Here is a 16,594-nt window from a genome sequence, read left to right as displayed (position 1 = left end):
AGGGGCATGTGCTGTGTATAGTCAAAATGATGAACCGCCTGAGATGATCAGGCGGTTTTGAAGTATCTGGATTTTTTATGAATATTTTATTTTTAATTACAGGTATAATATGTTACAATAAATATAACCATTAAGACTACCAGGCAGGTCAGAATTTGACCTGCCTGTAAATAAATACGGAAATAAATCGGGTTCAAAAGAATCGTTAATAATTGTAACAAAATAAAATTACCGGTATGGCAAAAATAAAATTACAGGGGAAATGCGGATGAGTGAGATGACAGATGCATATGTAAAACTGGATAAGGTTTCCAAGATATATGGAACCAAAGAAGTAAAGATCGTTGCAGTGGATGAGATCAGCTTTGAGATTGCCAAGGGAGAGTTCGTAGTGATCGTTGGTCCCAGCGGTGCGGGCAAGACAACAGTGCTGAACATTCTTGGGGGTATGGATAAGGCTACCAGTGGAGAGGTTCTGGTGGATGGCAGGAATATTGCCAGATATAACAGTAAGCAGCTTACCGGCTATCGGAGAAATGATATTGGATTTGTATTCCAGTTCTATAATCTGGTGCCTAATCTTACAGCGCTGGAGAATGTAGAACTGGCATTGCAGATCTGTAAAAATCCGCTGGATGCCAGGGAGGTTCTGGAGGAAGTGGGACTGAAGGACAGACTGACCAATTTCCCGGCACAGCTTTCCGGTGGTGAGCAGCAGAGAGTTTCCATTGCCAGGGCACTGGCGAAGAATCCTAAGCTCTTACTGTGTGATGAGCCCACAGGTGCACTGGACTACCAGACTGGTAAGGCAATCCTGAAGCTGTTGCAGGATATGTGCAGGGAGCGTGGAATGACAGTGATCGTCATTACCCATAACTCGGCGCTGACACCTATGGCAGACCGTGTGATCAAGATCAAGAACGGCAAGGTTTCCAGGATGACAATGAATGACCATCCTACACCCATAGAGGAGATAGAATGGTAGGTGATGAATATGAAAGCAATGCATAAAGATTTCTGGATGGAGATACGCAAGAGCAAAGCCAGATTTATTTCCATATTTATGATCGTTGCTCTGGGAGTTGCGTTTTTCTCCGGGATACAGGCCTCGTCACCGGATATGCGCTTCTCAGGTGATGCCTATTATGATGAAACCAATCTTATGGATATCAAAGTAATGGGAACTCTGGGACTGACGGAGGATGATGTAGCTGCCATTAAGCAGGTGGACGGAGTAGAGAATGCAGAGGGCGCCTATGGTACAGATGTAATGTGTGGAGAAGGCGAGAAGCAGAAGGTACTTCATGTGGAAGCTGTGGATCAAACCATGAACCGGATCTCAGTGACAGAGGGAAAAGCTCCGGAAAAAAGCGGAGAGATTTTCCTTGACTGTATTTTTGCTGAGAGCAATGGATATAAGGTGGGTGATCAGATTACCCTGAAAGAGGGCGGAGACAGCGAACTGTTGAAAAAGACAGATTACACAGTTGTAGGTTTAGGAGAGAGTCCGCTTTACATATCCTATAATCGCGGAAATTCCACTCTGGGTTCCGGTGAGGTTAATGGATTTGCCTATGTGCTTCCTGAGGATTTTGACCAGGAGGTTTATACACAGATCTATGTGCAGGCTCATGGGGCACAGGATCTGATCAGCTATACAGATGCTTATGATTCCCTGATAGAGCGAGTGCAGGAGCAAGTGGAGGGGATTGAGGCAGAACGGTGCCAGGTCAGATATGATGAGATTGTAGAGGAAGCTAATGACAAGCTTGCAGATGCCAGACAGGAACTTGAAGACGGCAAGAAGGAGGCTGATGAGAAGCTTGCGGATGCCAGAAAAGAATTGGAGGATGGCGAAAAGAAGTTAAAAGATGGCAAGAAGGAATATAAGGATGGCAAGAAAAAGCTTGCAGACGCAAAAAAGGAACTGGAGGACGGAAAAGCCCGGCTTGCAGATGCAAAGAAGGAGTTAGAGGACGGCAGATCCCAGCTTGCCAGTGCGAAAGAGCAGATTGCCAGTGGCAGAGCACAGATCGCATCTGCAAAGGAACAGCTGAATGCCGGATGGGCGGAGGTTTCCGAAAACCAGGCAAAGCTTGATGATGGAAAGGCTCAGCTTGAGGATGGCAAGAACCAGTTAAGTGCCGGTGAGAAGAAGATTGCAGATGCAAAGACGCAGCTTACCCAGAGTCAGCAGGAACTTGACAATGGCAAGGCGCAGATCCAGTCAGGCAGAGAGCAGATTGCAGCAACCAGACAGGATTTAAATGCCAAAAAGGAAAGCTGCAATCAGGGACTTGCGCAGATTGAGCAGCAGGAGGCCGGACTTGCAGAAGGAGAGGCTCAGCTTGAGGGTGCCAGAAGTCAGCTTGCAGCATTGCAGGCACAGTATGAGCAGGCACAAGCTTCAGGCACATATTCCGAGGAAGACCTGGCGGCTCTGGCAGCACAGGTTTCCGCTTATCAGGAGCAGGTGGACAGTCAGGCGGCCCAGCTGGAAGCATCCAGAAACCAGATCGCAGCAGCAAGAAGTGAACTGGAGAGTGGTTTAAGCCAGGTGGAGAGCGGACTGGCCCAGCTTGATGCAAAGGAAGCAGAACTGAACCAGCAGGAGGCCGCATTTCCCGATGCCCAGGCAAAGATTGATGCAGGATGGAAAGAGGTGAAGGCTCAGGAGAAGAAGCTGGAACCAGCCAGAAAAGAGATTCAGGAAAAAGAAGCCCAGCTTGAGTCAGCACAGGAACAGATCGATGCTGCAAAAGCAAAACTAAATTCCAGCCAGGCGCAGTTAGAGGAGAAAGAGGCAAAACTTGCTTCGGGAGAAGCACAGATCCGGGAGAATGAAGGGAAGCTTGCTTCCGGCGAGAAAGAGATTGCCGACAATGAACAGAAGCTGAGGGATGGAGAGAAGGAAATCTCAGAGAACGAACAGAAGCTGAAGGATTCCAGAAAGGACATCAAAAAAGCTGAGAAGGATCTGGAAGAAGGTAAAAAAGAATACGAAGACGGCAAGAGGGATGCAGAGAAAGAAATCGCAGACGGTGAGAAGAAGATTCAGGATGCCCAGGATGAGATCGATGATATCAGTATGCCGGAATGGATGGTAACGGACCGCAATGATCTGCCGGAATATTCAGATTATGGGGATAATGCAGACAGAATGAGAAGTATCGGACAGGTTTTCCCTGTTATCTTTTTCCTGGTGGCTGCACTGGTAAGTCTGACTACCATGACACGAATGGTGGAAGAACAGAGAACCCAGATCGGTACAATGAAGGCTCTGGGATACGGCAAGTATGCGATTGCATCCAAATATCTGCTGTATGCCTTTCTTGCCACTGTGGGAGGCAGTATTCTGGGAATCCTGATCGGAGAGAAAATCCTGCCTTTGGTTATTATTAACGGGTATGGCATTATGTACAAGGGCATGATGAACAATATCCAAGTCCGTTATGAGTTTAAATTTGCAATGATAGCAGCAGGTGCGGCAACTGTGTGTACCGTCGGAGCCACCATTTTCTCCTGTTACAGGGCACTGGCGGAAACTCCGGCATCACTGATGCGTCCTCCTGCTCCCAAAGAGGGTAAGAGAATCCTGCTGGAACGGATCCCGCTTTTCTGGAAGCATTTGAATTTTACATGGAAATCTACTTTGAGAAACCTTTTCCGATATAAAAAACGTTTCTTTATGACGATTTTTGGTATTTCAGGAAGTATGGCGCTGATGCTGGTGGGTTTTGGACTCAGGGATTCCATTATGGATATTGCCAGACGGCAGTATCAGGAGCTTCAGCATTATACAGGAACGATCATTGATGATGAGGATGCCACAGATAAGGAGAGACAGGAGCTGGATGAGTTTCTGAAAAATAACAGTCAGATTGAGAGATATACGCATGTCCAGTTTACCAAGATGAGTGTTCCCAGAAATAAATCCAATATCAGCGTATATGTGTATGTGCCTGAGAATCTTGAGACCTTTAATAAGGATGTAACACTTCAGGACAGAAAGACAAAAGAGAAATATAAGCTGACTGATGCAGGTACAGTGATCAGTGAGAAGACGGCAACCCTGACAGGGCTGAAAGTTGGGGATACCATGACCATCACAAAGGATGGGAAAAATTATGAGACAAAGATCGCAGCAGTGACAGAGAATTACATGGGACATTATATTTATATGACAGGAAATGTCTATGAACAGATCTTCGGGGAGAAGCCTGACTACTCTGCAACTGTATTTACAGTAAAAGAGGAATATAAAGAATCAGAATCTGAGGTGGGAAATGAGATCCTGAAGCACCCGGCTGCATTAAGCATCAGCTATACCAGCAGTCTGGAGGCTCAGCTTCACAGAATGCTGGGAGCATTGGATACGGTAATTATAGTGCTGATCGTTTCTGCGGGAATGCTTGCTTTCGTAGTCCTGTATAATCTGAACAATGTCAATATTACGGAACGCCAGAGAGAACTGGCAACCCTGAAGGTACTGGGATTCTATGATAACGAAGTTTCTGCCTATGTATACAGGGAGAATGTTATCCTTACCCTCATCGGCGTGCTGGCAGGGGCTGTATTCGGAATCTTTTTGCACAGATATATTATCCGTACTGTGGAAGTGGATGCGGTTATGTTCGGAAGAAATATTAATCCTGTCAGTTTCCTGTACTGCGGACTGCTGACAATTGGATTCTCCATGATCGTAAATCTGTTTATGCATCAGAAATTAAAGAAGATTGACATGGTAGAATCCCTGAAAAGTGTGGAATAAACGATTTGTCGCTTTATTGCGGAAAAGAAGAAATTGTTTTTCTGTGGTTTTTAAATAGGTAGTCAAACGGATAGAATGGATAAGAGGAAGAAAGGGGAATATTATCATGGGAACAGCAAATCAGATAGAGCAGGAATTAATGAACTATATATCCGATCATAAAATCAGGAACACGCATTCACATCATCTGCCAGAACAGGCGATGGTGGATTATGATCTGGATAAGCTGATAAATAATACGTATTTACAATGGCAGCAGGTAACTCCGGGGACAACAGCAGAAAGCAGGAATGCATATCTGGAAAAAACACGATATAAATCTTATTTTGTCTGGCTTCAAAAGGCAATCGGGGAGTTGTATGGAATATCGGAGCCGATCACAGCTCAGAACTGGGATCAGATTTCAGATCAGATCAGAAAAGCGCATCAAAATCCCGACTTTTACATGGATGTACTGAAAAATAAGTGTAAGTATCAAAAAGTAATCGTAGATACCTACTGGAATCCGGGCTCTGACAATGGAAGACCGGAACTGTTTACGCCTGCTTTTCGACTGGATCTGTTCTTTTTGGGCTATAAAAAAGGACTTCGCAATCATGACGGTGTATCACTGGAAGAGAACTTCGGTGAGCTGCCGGACAATTTACAGGATTATGTGGAGTGGGTCAGAAAGTGGATCATACAAAAAAAGAGTGAGGGCTGTGTGGCCTTAAAAATAGCGATGGCCTATGAGCGTAGTCTTCATTTTGAAAAAGTGACGCGGGAGCAGGCTGAAAGGGTATTCCGTTTAAAAGAGTCGGATATAACCCAGGAAGATATCAGATGTTTTCAGGACTATTTGTTCTGGAAAATATGTGAAATTGCGGCGGAAGTGTCACTTCCATTACAATGTCACACAGGAATGGGGCAAGTTATAGATACGAATATACTGCAGTTGAACAATGTGATAAAAAATAATCCGGAAACGAAATTTGTGCTACTGCATTGTGGCTTTCCATGGGTGGATGATCTTTTTTCCATAGTAGACGGATATCCGAATCTATATCCGGATCTGACATGGCTTCCAATCTTATCCTACACCGCATCAAAACGTGTAATGCATCAGTTGATCGAGATGTCCCAGATTGATAAAATCTGCTGGGGATGTGATACGTGGACAGTAGAGGAAAGTTATGGCTCCCTTCTTGCATTCCGTTTTTCACTGTGTAGTGTTCTGAGAGAAAAAATAGAGGACGGATATCTTTCCGTAAATAATGCAAAGGATATTATTGATAAAATTTTGTTCGACAATGCGGGAAAAATATACGTATGACACCAGATAAATTTGTGAAATCCGGAGAAACGTTCTTGACAAGAAAGCCTTTTTTCATTATAGTAGAATCCAGAAAAAGGCTGTGAAAAAGAGGAGTAGGCGGTAATGCCCCACAGAGAGGGAAGCTTATAAGCTGGAAGGTTTCCCGGGAACAGAAGTGCTGAAGGTAGCTTTGGAGCCGGGAGGCTGAAGTGAGTGTGTATGAATCATATCAGAGTTATATACGCGCATGGTAGGTTTTCACGTATCCCGCGTTAAGGGAATGAGAGACAAACTAAGGTGGTACCGCGATCTATGTCGCCCTTTGCACGTATAATGCGTGTGAGGGGCGTTTTTTATCGAATAAGTTTATGACACAGTTATCTGGCTGGATGCGGAAAGCGAAGTCAGTATGCTTATTTGTTTGGTTGTCAGGGTGACTGCTTTATAACGGAGTAATCCGTAGATACTTTAGTTTCAGATATATAATTAGGAGGACATTATGAGCAAAGAACTTGCAAAAACTTACGATCCTAAGGGAATCGAAGAGCGTCTTTACACAAAATGGATGGACAATGGATATTTCCATGCAAAAGTAAATCCGGACAAGAAACCGTTTACCATTGTTATGCCGCCGCCAAACGTAACCGGCCAGCTTCATATGGGACATGCGCTGGATGAAACCATGCAGGACATCCTGATCCGTTTCAAGAGAATGCAGGGCTATGAAGCATTATGGCAGCCGGGAACTGACCATGCAGCTATCGCTACAGAGGTTAAGGTTATCGACAAGCTGAAAAAAGAAGGTATCGACAAACACGATATCGGCCGTGAGGAATTCTTAAAACATGCGTGGGCATGGAAAGAGGAGTACGGCGGAAAGATCATCAATCAGTTAAAGAAACTGGGTGCTTCCGCAGACTGGGAGAGAGAACGTTTCACAATGGATGAGGGATGTTCCAAGGCAGTACAGGAAGTATTTATCAAATTATATGAAAAAGGCTATATCTACAAAGGTTCCAGAATCATCAACTGGTGTCCTGTATGCCAGACTTCCATCTCTGATGCAGAGGTTGAGCATGAGGATCAGGACGGATTTTTCTGGCACATTAATTACCCGATCGTAGGGGAAGAGGGACGTTTCGTAGAGATTGCAACTACACGTCCGGAAACCCTGCTGGGTGATACTGCTGTTGCCGTAAATCCGGAAGATGAGCGCTACAAGGATCTCATCGGCAAGATGCTGAAGCTTCCTCTCACAGACAGAGAAATTCCGGTGATCGCCGATGAATATGTAGACAAAGAATTCGGAACAGGATGTGTAAAGATCACACCTGCCCATGACCCTAACGACTTTGAGGTTGGACGCCGTCACAATCTGGAAGAGATCAACATTATGAATGACGATGCGACCATCAACGAGCTTGGCGGAAAATACGCTGGTATGGATCGTTACGAAGCACGTAAGGCAATGGTAGCAGATTTGGAAGAACTTGGACTTCTGGTAAAAGTAGTTCCTCACAACCACAGCGTTGGAACTCATGACCGCTGCGGCACAACGGTAGAGCCTATGATCAAGCCACAGTGGTTTGTAAAGATGGACGAGATGGCAAAGGCTGCGATCAAAGCTCTGGATGACGGAGATCTGAAATTCGTTCCGTCCCGTTTTGACAAGACGTATCTTCACTGGCTTGAGAATATCCGCGACTGGTGTATTTCCAGACAGTTATGGTGGGGACACAGAATTCCGGCTTATTACTGTGATGAGTGCGGTGAAGTAGTAGTTGCAAGAGAAATGCCTGAGAAATGCCCGAAATGCGGATGCACACATCTTCATCAGGATGAGGATACACTGGATACCTGGTTCAGTTCTGCATTATGGCCATTCTCCACACTTGGCTGGCCGGAGAAAACACCGGAACTGGAATATTTCTATCCGACAGATGTACTTGTTACAGGATATGACATTATCTTCTTCTGGGTTATCCGTATGGTATTCTCTGCTCTGGAGCAGACTGATCAGGTTCCGTTCCATCATGTACTGATCCATGGTCTGGTACGTGACTCCCAGGGACGTAAGATGAGTAAGTCTCTTGGAAACGGTATCGATCCTCTGGAAGTTATTGATAAATACGGCGCAGATGCTCTTCGTCTTACTCTGATGACAGGTAATGCACCTGGAAATGATATGCGTTTCTACTGGGAAAAGGTAGAAGCAAGCCGTAACTTCGCAAACAAGATCTGGAATGCTTCCCGTTTCATCATGATGAACCTGGAAGGCAAGACAGTGACAGAGCCGGAGAACTTAAATGATCTCTGTGCAGAGGATAAATGGATTCTGTCTCACTTAAATACAGTGATTCGTGAAGCAACAGAGAACATGGAAAAATATGAACTTGGTATTGCAGTACAGAAGGTTTATGACTTCCTGTGGGATGAACTCTGCGACTGGTATATTGAGATGGCTAAGGTTCGTCTGTGGAAGGCAGAGGAAGATCCGAAGGCTGCAAATGATGCACTCTGGACATTAAGAACAGCGCTGACAGAAGGCCTGAAGCTTCTTCACCCGTATATGCCGTTTATCACAGAGGAAATCTACTGCACACTTCTTCCTGAAGAAGAGTCTATTATGATCTCCGAATGGCCTGTATACAGAGAAGAGAGAAACTTCCCGGATGCTGAGAAAGCAATCGAGGGCTTCAAAGAGGTTGTAAGAGGTATCCGTAATACCAGAACAGAGATGAATGTTCCGAATAACCGCAAGACAAGCCTGCATATTGTGGCAAAGGATGCTGAAACAGCAGCAATGTATGAGAACAGCAAGAAATCCTTTGTAAATCTTGCATTTGCAAAAGAGATTCTGGTACAGACAGACAAGAACGGAATCAGTGAAGATGCAGTTTCAGTAGTTGTTTCCAATGCGGTTGTATATATGCCGTTGGAAGACCTGATCGACAAAGATAAAGAGATTGAACGTCTTACAAAAGAAACAGAACGTCTCACAAAAGAGATCGCAAGATGTGAAGGTATGCTGAATAATCCGAACTTCGTAAACAAGGCACCTGCTGCCAAGGTGGATGCGGAGAAAGACAAACTTGCGAAATATAAAGAAATGATGGATAAGGTTAAAGGACAGTTAGAGCAGCTTAAGAAATAAGGGAGTGTTTAGATGAAATTGTATAAGATTTGTAACAAAATCTCCCTTTTACTCCATGTACTTGCCAGCGCAGCGGGATATTTTGTTATGGAGGCAATCTGCCGTCACTCGTTTATAGAAGCCTGGAATTATATGACACAGAGACCTCTGGTTTTTGCATATAATGCGGCATTCATTTTTACCTCGTCACTAATTGTTTATCTGTTTCACAGGAGAGTATTCTGGAGAGTACTGGTTACGTTGTTCTGGCTGATACTGGCCATTATTAACGGTGTTCTCCTGCTCAACCGTGTTACACCGTTTACAGGACCGGATCTGCATCTGATCACAGATGCAATGAAGATTGCCAACAAATATCTGCCTGTTGCAGGCGTTGTGGCAGTCTGCATCCTGTTTGGGATTCTTGTTATTTTACTGCTGATGCTGCTTATTAAAGGACCGAAGTATCAGAAAAAGATTAAATATCGCTACAATATTCCTCTGATCTTGCTGGCTGTTGCTCTTTTTGCAGGAAGTACACAACTGGCACTGGAGAAGAGGGTGCTTTCCAATTACTTTGGAAATATTGCTTTTGCATATGAGGATTATGGATATCCTTACTGTCTGGCAACTACGATTTTTAATACGGGAATCAGCTGTCCGAGAGATTATTCTGAGAAAGAAATCAAAAGAATTGAGAAGACGGAAAAGAATCTCCCGGAAACGCAGGAAGAAAAGCGTCCGAATATTCTGTTTTTGCAGTTGGAATCATTCTTTGATCCTACGCTGGTTAATTACCTGAATATTTCAGAAGATCCGATTCCGACATTCCGTAAGCTGATGAAGGAATATTCTTCAGGATATTATAAGGTTCCCTCTGTCGGTGCAGGTACTGCCAATACAGAGTTTGAATCCATTACAGGAATGAGTATGCATTATTTTGGACCTGGGGAATATCCTTATAAGAGTATTCTGAGAGAGACTACCTGTGAGAGTGCACCTTATGTACTGAAGAAGCTGGGTTATACCACCCATGCAGTTCATAATAATGAGGCAAACTTCTATGGAAGAAGATCTATTTTCCCGAATCTCGGATTTGATACGTTTACTTCCGAAGAGTACATGGCAAGAGAGAACGAGAAGAATCCAAATGGCTGGGTAAAGGATGAGGTTCTGACAGATGAGATTCTGAAGTGTCTGGACTCCACTGAGGGGCCGGATTATGTATATACTATTTCTGTACAGGGACATGGTGCGTATCCGGATGAGCAGATCCTGGAGGATCCTGAGATCACAGTTTCTGGTGCACCGACTGAGGAAGAGAATAATAAATGGGAATATTACGTAAATGAGATCCATGAGATGGATAATTTTGTCAAAGAGCTGACAGACAAGCTTGCAGATTATCCTGAGGATGTGGTCCTTGTTATGTACGGTGACCACCTTCCGACTATGGGATTGACTGTGGAGGACCTGAAGAACAAGTATCTGTTCCAGACAGAGTATGTGATGTGGGATAACTTCGGACTTAAGAAAAAGAATGAAAATCTTGCAGCATACCAGATGGCGGCAGAGGTTATGGATCGTGTGGGAATCCATGAGGGAACTGTTTTCCGCTATCATCAGGCAAGAAGAAATACCAGAAATTATCAGGTGGATCTGGAAACCCTGCAGTATGACCTCCTTTATGGAAAGAGATATTCCTACGGGGAAAGCGGCGAAAGTCCTTATCTGCGTACCAGAATGCGTATGGGAATCTATGATGTGACTCTGGATTCCATTCAATGTATTTCTGAGACAGATCATACATATTACATTAAGGGAACGGAATTTACGCCGTCCAGTGAAATCAAGCTGAACGGAGAATGGTATGATACGGTCTATATCAATCCGACTACGTTGATGATCACAGGTACGGAGCTGAATGATTTCGACAGGCTTGCGGTGATCCAGCGAAGCAACAGTTCGACGCGAAAACCGCTGAGCAAGAGCTATGACCGGTCCTGCTATGCACTTTATTCAAATAATAAATGGAAATTAACAGAAAGTGCCGGTGCGAATGAAAATTAATCCATAATTTTGTCGGATAAAATATTACGATTGGTACTGGACATCTTCCACCACTATTATATAATGTTAGAGTAACTAAATACATTATAGATAAGTGGTGGAATTTTTTTATGAATTACGAAGAAGCAGTTGCTTATATTGATGAAACTCCGAAATTTACAAAGAAGAACAGTCTGGATCACACAAAGGAATGTCTGAGAAGACTTGGTAATCCTCAGGATAAGTTTAAGGTGATCCATGTGGCAGGAACTAATGGAAAGGGAAGTACATGTGCGTTTCTGACCTCTGTTCTGAGAGAGGCGGGATATTCCTGCGGATTATTTACTTCTCCTCATCTGGTGGAGATCAATGAACGCTTCCAGATCAATGAGGTGAATATTGATAATGATACTTTCCTGAAGGCCTTTGAGAAAGTAAAGATACTTGCGGATGAACTGGTTGCAGAAGGCAGCTATCATCCGACTTATTTTGAGATGCTTTTTCTGATGGGAATGGTGATCTTTGCAGAGGCAGGTGTTGATTATGTGACTCTGGAAACAGGACTGGGCGGAAGAATGGATGCGACTACTGCTGTGGAGAATCCTGTTGCCTGTGTGATCACATCGATCAGTCTGGATCATATGCAGTATCTGGGAGATACAGTTGCCAAAATCGCAGGAGAAAAGGCCGGGATCATTGTGCCGGGGGTACCGGTAATCTATGACGGAAACGACCCGGATGCAGCAGAAGTGATCCGTGCCAGAGCAGAAGAACTGGGAAGCCCTGCTTATGAAGTGAAGAGATCAGATACAGAAGTGCTCAGAAATACTTCGGCGGGAATTGATTTTGCATTTCGGAATGAGTATTATAAGGATATGGTTTTCTCCATTCCGTTTATTGCAAAGTATCAGGTGATGAACAGTGCACTTGCATTAAAGACGATTGAGGTTCTGCAGAATGTGATTTCTGTATCTACGGATCAGATCCATGTGGGAATTGCCGGAACACGCTGGCAGGGAAGAATGGAAACAGTGCTTCCGGGCGTGATCGTGGACGGTGCTCACAATGAGGACGGGGTAGAGAAATTTGTAGAGACAGCAGAACATTTTCAGAAAGAATGTCCGCTGACTTTGCTTTTTTCAGCAGTAGATGACAAAGATTATACAGATATGATACATACGATCTGTAGCAGGATCACGTTCCGTCATGTGGTAGTAACCTCTGTTGGCGGATATCGCAAGGTTCCTGCTGAGAGATTTGCAAAGCTTTTTACAGAAGCAGGTGCTTCTTCTGTGGAAGTAGTGGAGGATGTTGAGAAAGCCTTTGGTAGAGCACTGGAAGTAAAGGGGGATGACGGAATGCTCTTCTGCGTGGGTTCCCTGTATCTTGTCGGTGAGATTAAAGATGTGATCAGGAGAAATAAGAAATGATAGATTATGAAGAGGAACTGAAGAAATTTGAACCTTGTCTGGATGTGGCAGATGCGGAGGGTGCGATTTATGAGAGAGAACTGACGGATATCCTGGATATTCTTCAGGAAGTTCTCCGCGAAGCCAAGAGTGGCAGACGGGTAAAATAAGGAGATACACATGAATTGTATGAATTGTGGCGCATTTCTGGTGGACAAAGATCTGGATTACTGCCCGAAATGTGGATGTAATGTGCTGATCCAGAAAAAGGTAGATTACCTTTCCAGACAGTATTACAACCGGGGGCTTGAGAAAGCCAGTGTCCGCGATCTTTCAGGGGCGATTGACTGTCTGAAGCAGAGTCTTATTTATAATAAGCATAATATTCAGGCGAGAAATCTTCTTGGACTGGTATATTTTGAGACAGGGGAGGTGGTTGCCGCACTCAGTGAATGGGTGATCAGTAAGAATCTTCAGCCATCCAGAAATCTGGCATCAGAATATATTAACAAGCTGCAGGCGAACTCCAATAAGCTTGAGGCGATCAATGAAACGATCAGAAAGTATAATGATGCCTTAAACCTGTGCAGGGAAGGTCATGAGGATATGGCTGCGATCAGGCTGAAGAAGATTCTCATACAGAATCCAAAACTGATCAAAGGTTACCATCTTCTGGCACTTGTGCAGATGAAAGAGGGGGAATATAACAAGGCAAGAAAGACGTTAAGGAAAGCCGCGCGGATTGATAAAACAAATACAACAACCCTTCGTTTTTTGAGAGAGATTGACGAACAGACAGGAGTATCCACACGTCTGGAACGTCAGAATAAAAGAAACAGGAAAGCTGTGGACAGCAGTGAGAATGATATGGCAATCCAGATTCCTCAGTATAAAGAAAAAGGAAGGATTCCGCTGTTTTTTACACTGGTTGCCGGATTTTGTGCAGGATTGCTGGCGTTTTATCTTCTGGCTGTTCCTGCCATACGTCAGGGAATCTACAGGGAAGCGAATCAGCAGATTATGAAATACAGTGATGCAGTGTCCAGTCAGGGAGCTGAGCTGACCAAGGCACAGAGTCAGGCTCAGGAATCAGGGGACACAGTTGAGGCTGCTTCCAAACAGATAGAGGAAGAGAAGAAAAAGAACAGCAGTTATGAAGCTCTGATCGAAGCATATGCAGCATTACAGCAGCAGAATGCAGATGAGGCTGCATTGAAGATACAGAATGTTTATGCGGATCTGCTGCCTGCGGATCTGAAGGGAATTTACAATACGATCTGTAACACTACAGGGACAACCGGGATTGAAGGAACTACAGATGCGACAGCAGCAGACGGCACGGACAGTGGTGACAGCGCAGATGGAGATGCTTCTTCGGATTCATCGGACGATGGAAGTTATGACGATGGTTCCTATGACAGTGGGGAATATGATGATGGTTCTTACGATAATTCTGATGGTGATTCGGCAGATGACGGAAGTTACGACACCGGTGATTATGACGATTCCGGATATTGATACCATTTTTCATTTTGATGTGGCAGAAGACATGAAATATCATAAGAAGATGTAAAGATACAAAAGAGATGCATGGAAGTCATGTGTCTCTTTTTTTTACCGAATCAAGTAAGTTCCCTGGAGCGTGTCTGAAAAAGGCTGCGAAAAGCAATAAACAGTTATTTGATGTAGAGCTACACTGCAAAGTGGATTGCGAACATTCGTCTGACAAAAAGTGAGGAGGGATATGATGGAGAACAGATTTGAAATACAGGGAAATTCCCTGATCATTCATTTACCGAAAGAGGTAGATCATATGGTGACAGACGAGATACGCAGAGATTCAGATGATATTATACGGAAAAAATATATACGAACGATCACATTTGATTTTTCAGGAACAGCGTTTATGGACAGTTCAGGGATAGGGCTGATCATGGGGAGATACCGGATGATGGGGATGCGCGGTGACTGTATACAGGCTACAGGAGTAAATTCCTATATTGAAAAGCTGCTGCATCTGTCAGGGGTATATAAATTTGTCGAAATCTGTGGGGAAGTCTAAAGAGAGGGGGAAGAAAACTATTATGGAAAATACCAATGAAATGAAAATTATTTTTGACAGCAGACCTGAGAATGAGGGGCTGGCAAGAGTTGCGGCGGCAGCTTTCTGCACACAGCTGAATCCTACTCTGGAGGAAGTGGCAGATCTGAAAACTGCTGTGTCAGAGGCTGTGACAAACTGTATTATTCATGCTTATGAAGGCCAGGTGCAGAAGATAGAGATTTTCTGCAGAAGGGAAGGGCAGAAATTATGGGTTGATGTGATCGATAAGGGAGTGGGGATCAGAGACGTTGCAAAAGCTATGGAGCCTCTTTTTACAACAAAGCCGGAGAAGGATCGTTCCGGGATGGGATTTACATTTATGGAAGCGTTTATGGATGAGGTAACAGTAGAATCACAGGTGGGATATGGAACAGTTGTCCATATGAAAAAGACGATCGGGAGGTAGGAATGGACCATACTCTTGCTCTGATCATGAAGTCACAACAGGGGGATAAAGAAGCAAGAGATACTGTATTTAAAGAAAACGCAGGACTTGTGTACAGCATGGCGAAAAGATTTGCCGGGCGCAGTGTGGAAATGGAAGATATCGTGCAGATAGGAAGCATTGGGCTACTGAAAGCCATAGATCGTTTTGATATTTCGTACGATGTGAAGTTTTCAACTTATGCTGTTCCCATGATCATAGGTGAAATCAGACGCTATCTGAGGGATGACGGGATGCTTAAGGTGAGCAGAAACCTGAAAGAGAACTGTGCCAGAATTTATTCTGCGAGAGAAGCACTGGAAAAAGAACTGGGACGTGAACCGATACTGGAGGAAGTTGCGAAAGCGACAGAACTTTCAGTAGATGAAGTGGTGATGTCGATGGAATCAGGAGCTGAAGTGGAATCTTTGCACAAAATTATCTATCAGGGAGATGGAAATGATATTTCGCTTATGGACAGGCTCCAGGAAAAAGAAAATGGACAGGATGCAGCACTGAACAGGATTTTTCTGGATGAAATCCTGAAAAAACTGGATGCAAGAGAACGTCAGCTGATCGGTATGAGATATTTTAAGGATATGACGCAGACGGAGATTGCGGCAGAGATGGGAATTTCCCAGGTCCAAGTGTCCAGGATGGAAAAGCGGATTCTGAAGGAACTTAAAAAGCAGGTATAAGCAGATGGGAGTAATTAACTCACCGCTTGTAGAAGGTGGAGTATTCTCTGAAGAGGTAAATAAAAAAGAGGTTACTGTGAACGGAGTGAACAGTAACAAAAAGAGTGTGCGGATTACTATAATATTGCACACTCTTTTTGCTATAATATCTTTATTGTTATATATCGTAAGTTATACAGTTCTCTGTGATCTGAAGATCACATTTTTGTATTTCAGAAGGGCTGTCTGAAGAATCAGTCCTACTACACCACAGGAAACTACTTCTCCGATACCTACGGTAAGCATCATAAGCGGAATCGGAAGATTTACTCCGTATCCGAAGTGAAGTACGAATGGCACGATGACTGCATTGGAAACAATCGGCGGGATCGGCGCAAGAAAACGGTTGCAGCTGCGGAGTCTGTAAGTAAATACTGCTCCGATCAGTGTTGCGATGCTTCCGAAAATAATGTCTACAGGAATGGCACCGCCAAAGAGATTGGCAATGATACATCCCACAAATAACCCCGGAATCGCAGCCGGTGTAAAGAATGGCAGGATGGTCAGTGCTTCCGAAAAGCGAATCTGAATTTCGCCATAGCTGAGTGGTGCGAATAAAAGAGTCAGAACCACATAAATAGCTCCGATCACTGCTGCTTCTGCCAGAAACTGAGTACCTTTGTTTTTCATATTTGATTATCTCCTTTAGTATTTGTTTTACGAGTGGAAGGTT

The 16,594-nt window shown here is 44.1% G+C and carries 12 protein-coding genes and 1 other annotated feature; of the genes, 11 read left to right on the top strand and 1 reads right to left on the bottom strand.

Translation table 11 applies throughout. The annotated features are described in order from the left end of the window. Nucleotides 1–268 precede the first annotated feature (268 nt). The 11 genes from NQ550_RS15410 to NQ550_RS15360 all read left to right on the top strand — a co-directional run bounded on the left by NQ550_RS15410 (nucleotide 269) and on the right by NQ550_RS15360 (nucleotide 15,882). Nucleotides 269–985 carry an ABC transporter ATP-binding protein gene (locus tag NQ550_RS15410; RefSeq protein WP_330366493.1) on the top strand — a complete coding sequence of 239 codons (717 nt, stop codon included), beginning with the start codon at nucleotides 269–271 and terminating at the stop codon, nucleotides 983–985. A gap of 3 nt (nucleotides 986–988) precedes the next feature. Next, nucleotides 989–4,771, top strand: a complete 3,783-nt coding sequence (locus NQ550_RS15405) for an FtsX-like permease family protein (protein WP_025579945.1) — start codon at nucleotides 989–991, stop codon at nucleotides 4,769–4,771. Nucleotides 4,772–4,877: 106 nt separating this feature from the next. Then, on the top strand, nucleotides 4,878–6,083 hold the full coding sequence (locus NQ550_RS15400; protein WP_022381283.1) for an amidohydrolase family protein: 1,206 nt from the start codon (nucleotides 4,878–4,880) through the stop codon (nucleotides 6,081–6,083). A 73-nt stretch (nucleotides 6,084–6,156) separates the two neighbouring features. Further along, nucleotides 6,157–6,391, top strand: a binding site (T-box leader). 173 nt (nucleotides 6,392–6,564) lie between these two features. Further along, nucleotides 6,565–9,219 carry a valine--tRNA ligase gene (locus NQ550_RS15395; protein ID WP_025579947.1) on the top strand — a complete coding sequence of 885 codons (2,655 nt, stop codon included), beginning with the start codon at nucleotides 6,565–6,567 and terminating at the stop codon, nucleotides 9,217–9,219. A gap of 12 nt (nucleotides 9,220–9,231) precedes the next feature. Then, entirely contained in the window at nucleotides 9,232–11,268 is a 2,037-nt protein-coding gene (locus tag NQ550_RS15390; RefSeq protein ID WP_025579949.1) for an LTA synthase family protein, read from the top strand. 110 nt (nucleotides 11,269–11,378) lie between these two features. Continuing rightward, entirely contained in the window at nucleotides 11,379–12,677 is a 1,299-nt protein-coding gene (locus tag NQ550_RS15385) for a bifunctional folylpolyglutamate synthase/dihydrofolate synthase (protein WP_025579951.1), read from the top strand. After that, the gene (locus tag NQ550_RS15380) at nucleotides 12,674–12,826 is read left to right on the top strand and encodes a hypothetical protein (RefSeq protein ID WP_008707227.1); all 153 of its coding nucleotides are present in this window, start codon (nucleotides 12,674–12,676) and stop codon (nucleotides 12,824–12,826) included. Before NQ550_RS15385 ends, NQ550_RS15380 begins: the two co-directional genes overlap by 4 nt. 10 nt (nucleotides 12,827–12,836) lie before the next feature. Beyond that, nucleotides 12,837–14,174 carry a tetratricopeptide repeat protein gene (locus tag NQ550_RS15375; RefSeq protein ID WP_025579952.1) on the top strand — a complete coding sequence of 446 codons (1,338 nt, stop codon included), beginning with the start codon at nucleotides 12,837–12,839 and terminating at the stop codon, nucleotides 14,172–14,174. 226 nt (nucleotides 14,175–14,400) lie between these two features. Beyond that, nucleotides 14,401–14,718, top strand: a complete 318-nt coding sequence (locus NQ550_RS15370) for an STAS domain-containing protein (RefSeq protein ID WP_306441450.1) — start codon at nucleotides 14,401–14,403, stop codon at nucleotides 14,716–14,718. Between the two features lie 22 nt (nucleotides 14,719–14,740). After that, complete coding sequence (gene spoIIAB / locus NQ550_RS15365; protein WP_020994121.1) at nucleotides 14,741–15,166, top strand: anti-sigma F factor; 426 nt, start codon at nucleotides 14,741–14,743, stop codon at nucleotides 15,164–15,166. A 2-nt stretch (nucleotides 15,167–15,168) separates the two neighbouring features. Further along, a complete protein-coding gene (locus tag NQ550_RS15360) occupies nucleotides 15,169–15,882 on the top strand; it encodes a SigF/SigG family RNA polymerase sporulation sigma factor (protein ID WP_008707232.1) in 714 nt (237 codons plus the stop codon). 171 nt (nucleotides 15,883–16,053) lie between these two features. Here NQ550_RS15360 and NQ550_RS15355 read toward each other — a convergent pair whose 3' ends face one another. Further along, nucleotides 16,054–16,551, bottom strand: coding sequence for a QueT transporter family protein (locus NQ550_RS15355; protein ID WP_022381088.1), 498 nt, complete (start codon nucleotides 16,549–16,551; stop codon nucleotides 16,054–16,056). Nucleotides 16,552–16,594: the final 43 nt, after the last annotated feature.

The sequence above is a fragment of the Blautia wexlerae DSM 19850 genome (genome assembly GCF_025148125.1).
GTDB classification, from domain to species: domain Bacteria; phylum Bacillota; class Clostridia; order Lachnospirales; family Lachnospiraceae; genus Blautia_A; species Blautia_A wexlerae.
The sequence above is the reverse complement of the archived record's forward strand: the minus strand, read 5'-3'. Positions and strand labels throughout refer to the sequence as shown.

Bases quoted from the DNA above. Each gene is read 5' to 3' on its own strand.
- spoIIAB (WP_020994121.1), top strand. From the start codon at position 14,741: ATGGAAAATACCAATGAAATGAAAATTATTTTTGACAGCAGACCTGAG.
- NQ550_RS15400 (WP_022381283.1), top strand. From the start codon at position 4,878: ATGGGAACAGCAAATCAGATAGAGCAGGAATTAATGAACTATATATCC.
- NQ550_RS15355 (WP_022381088.1), bottom strand. From the start codon at position 16,551: ATGAAAAACAAAGGTACTCAGTTTCTGGCAGAAGCAGCAGTGATCGGA.
- NQ550_RS15410 (WP_330366493.1), top strand. From the start codon at position 269: ATGAGTGAGATGACAGATGCATATGTAAAACTGGATAAGGTTTCCAAG.
- NQ550_RS15370 (WP_306441450.1), top strand. From the start codon at position 14,401: ATGATGGAGAACAGATTTGAAATACAGGGAAATTCCCTGATCATTCAT.
- NQ550_RS15405 (WP_025579945.1), top strand. From the start codon at position 989: ATGAATATGAAAGCAATGCATAAAGATTTCTGGATGGAGATACGCAAG.
- NQ550_RS15395 (WP_025579947.1), top strand. From the start codon at position 6,565: ATGAGCAAAGAACTTGCAAAAACTTACGATCCTAAGGGAATCGAAGAG.
- NQ550_RS15390 (WP_025579949.1), top strand. From the start codon at position 9,232: ATGAAATTGTATAAGATTTGTAACAAAATCTCCCTTTTACTCCATGTA.
- NQ550_RS15360 (WP_008707232.1), top strand. From the start codon at position 15,169: ATGGACCATACTCTTGCTCTGATCATGAAGTCACAACAGGGGGATAAA.
- NQ550_RS15380 (WP_008707227.1), top strand. From the start codon at position 12,674: ATGATAGATTATGAAGAGGAACTGAAGAAATTTGAACCTTGTCTGGAT.
- NQ550_RS15375 (WP_025579952.1), top strand. From the start codon at position 12,837: ATGAATTGTATGAATTGTGGCGCATTTCTGGTGGACAAAGATCTGGAT.
- NQ550_RS15385 (WP_025579951.1), top strand. From the start codon at position 11,379: ATGAATTACGAAGAAGCAGTTGCTTATATTGATGAAACTCCGAAATTT.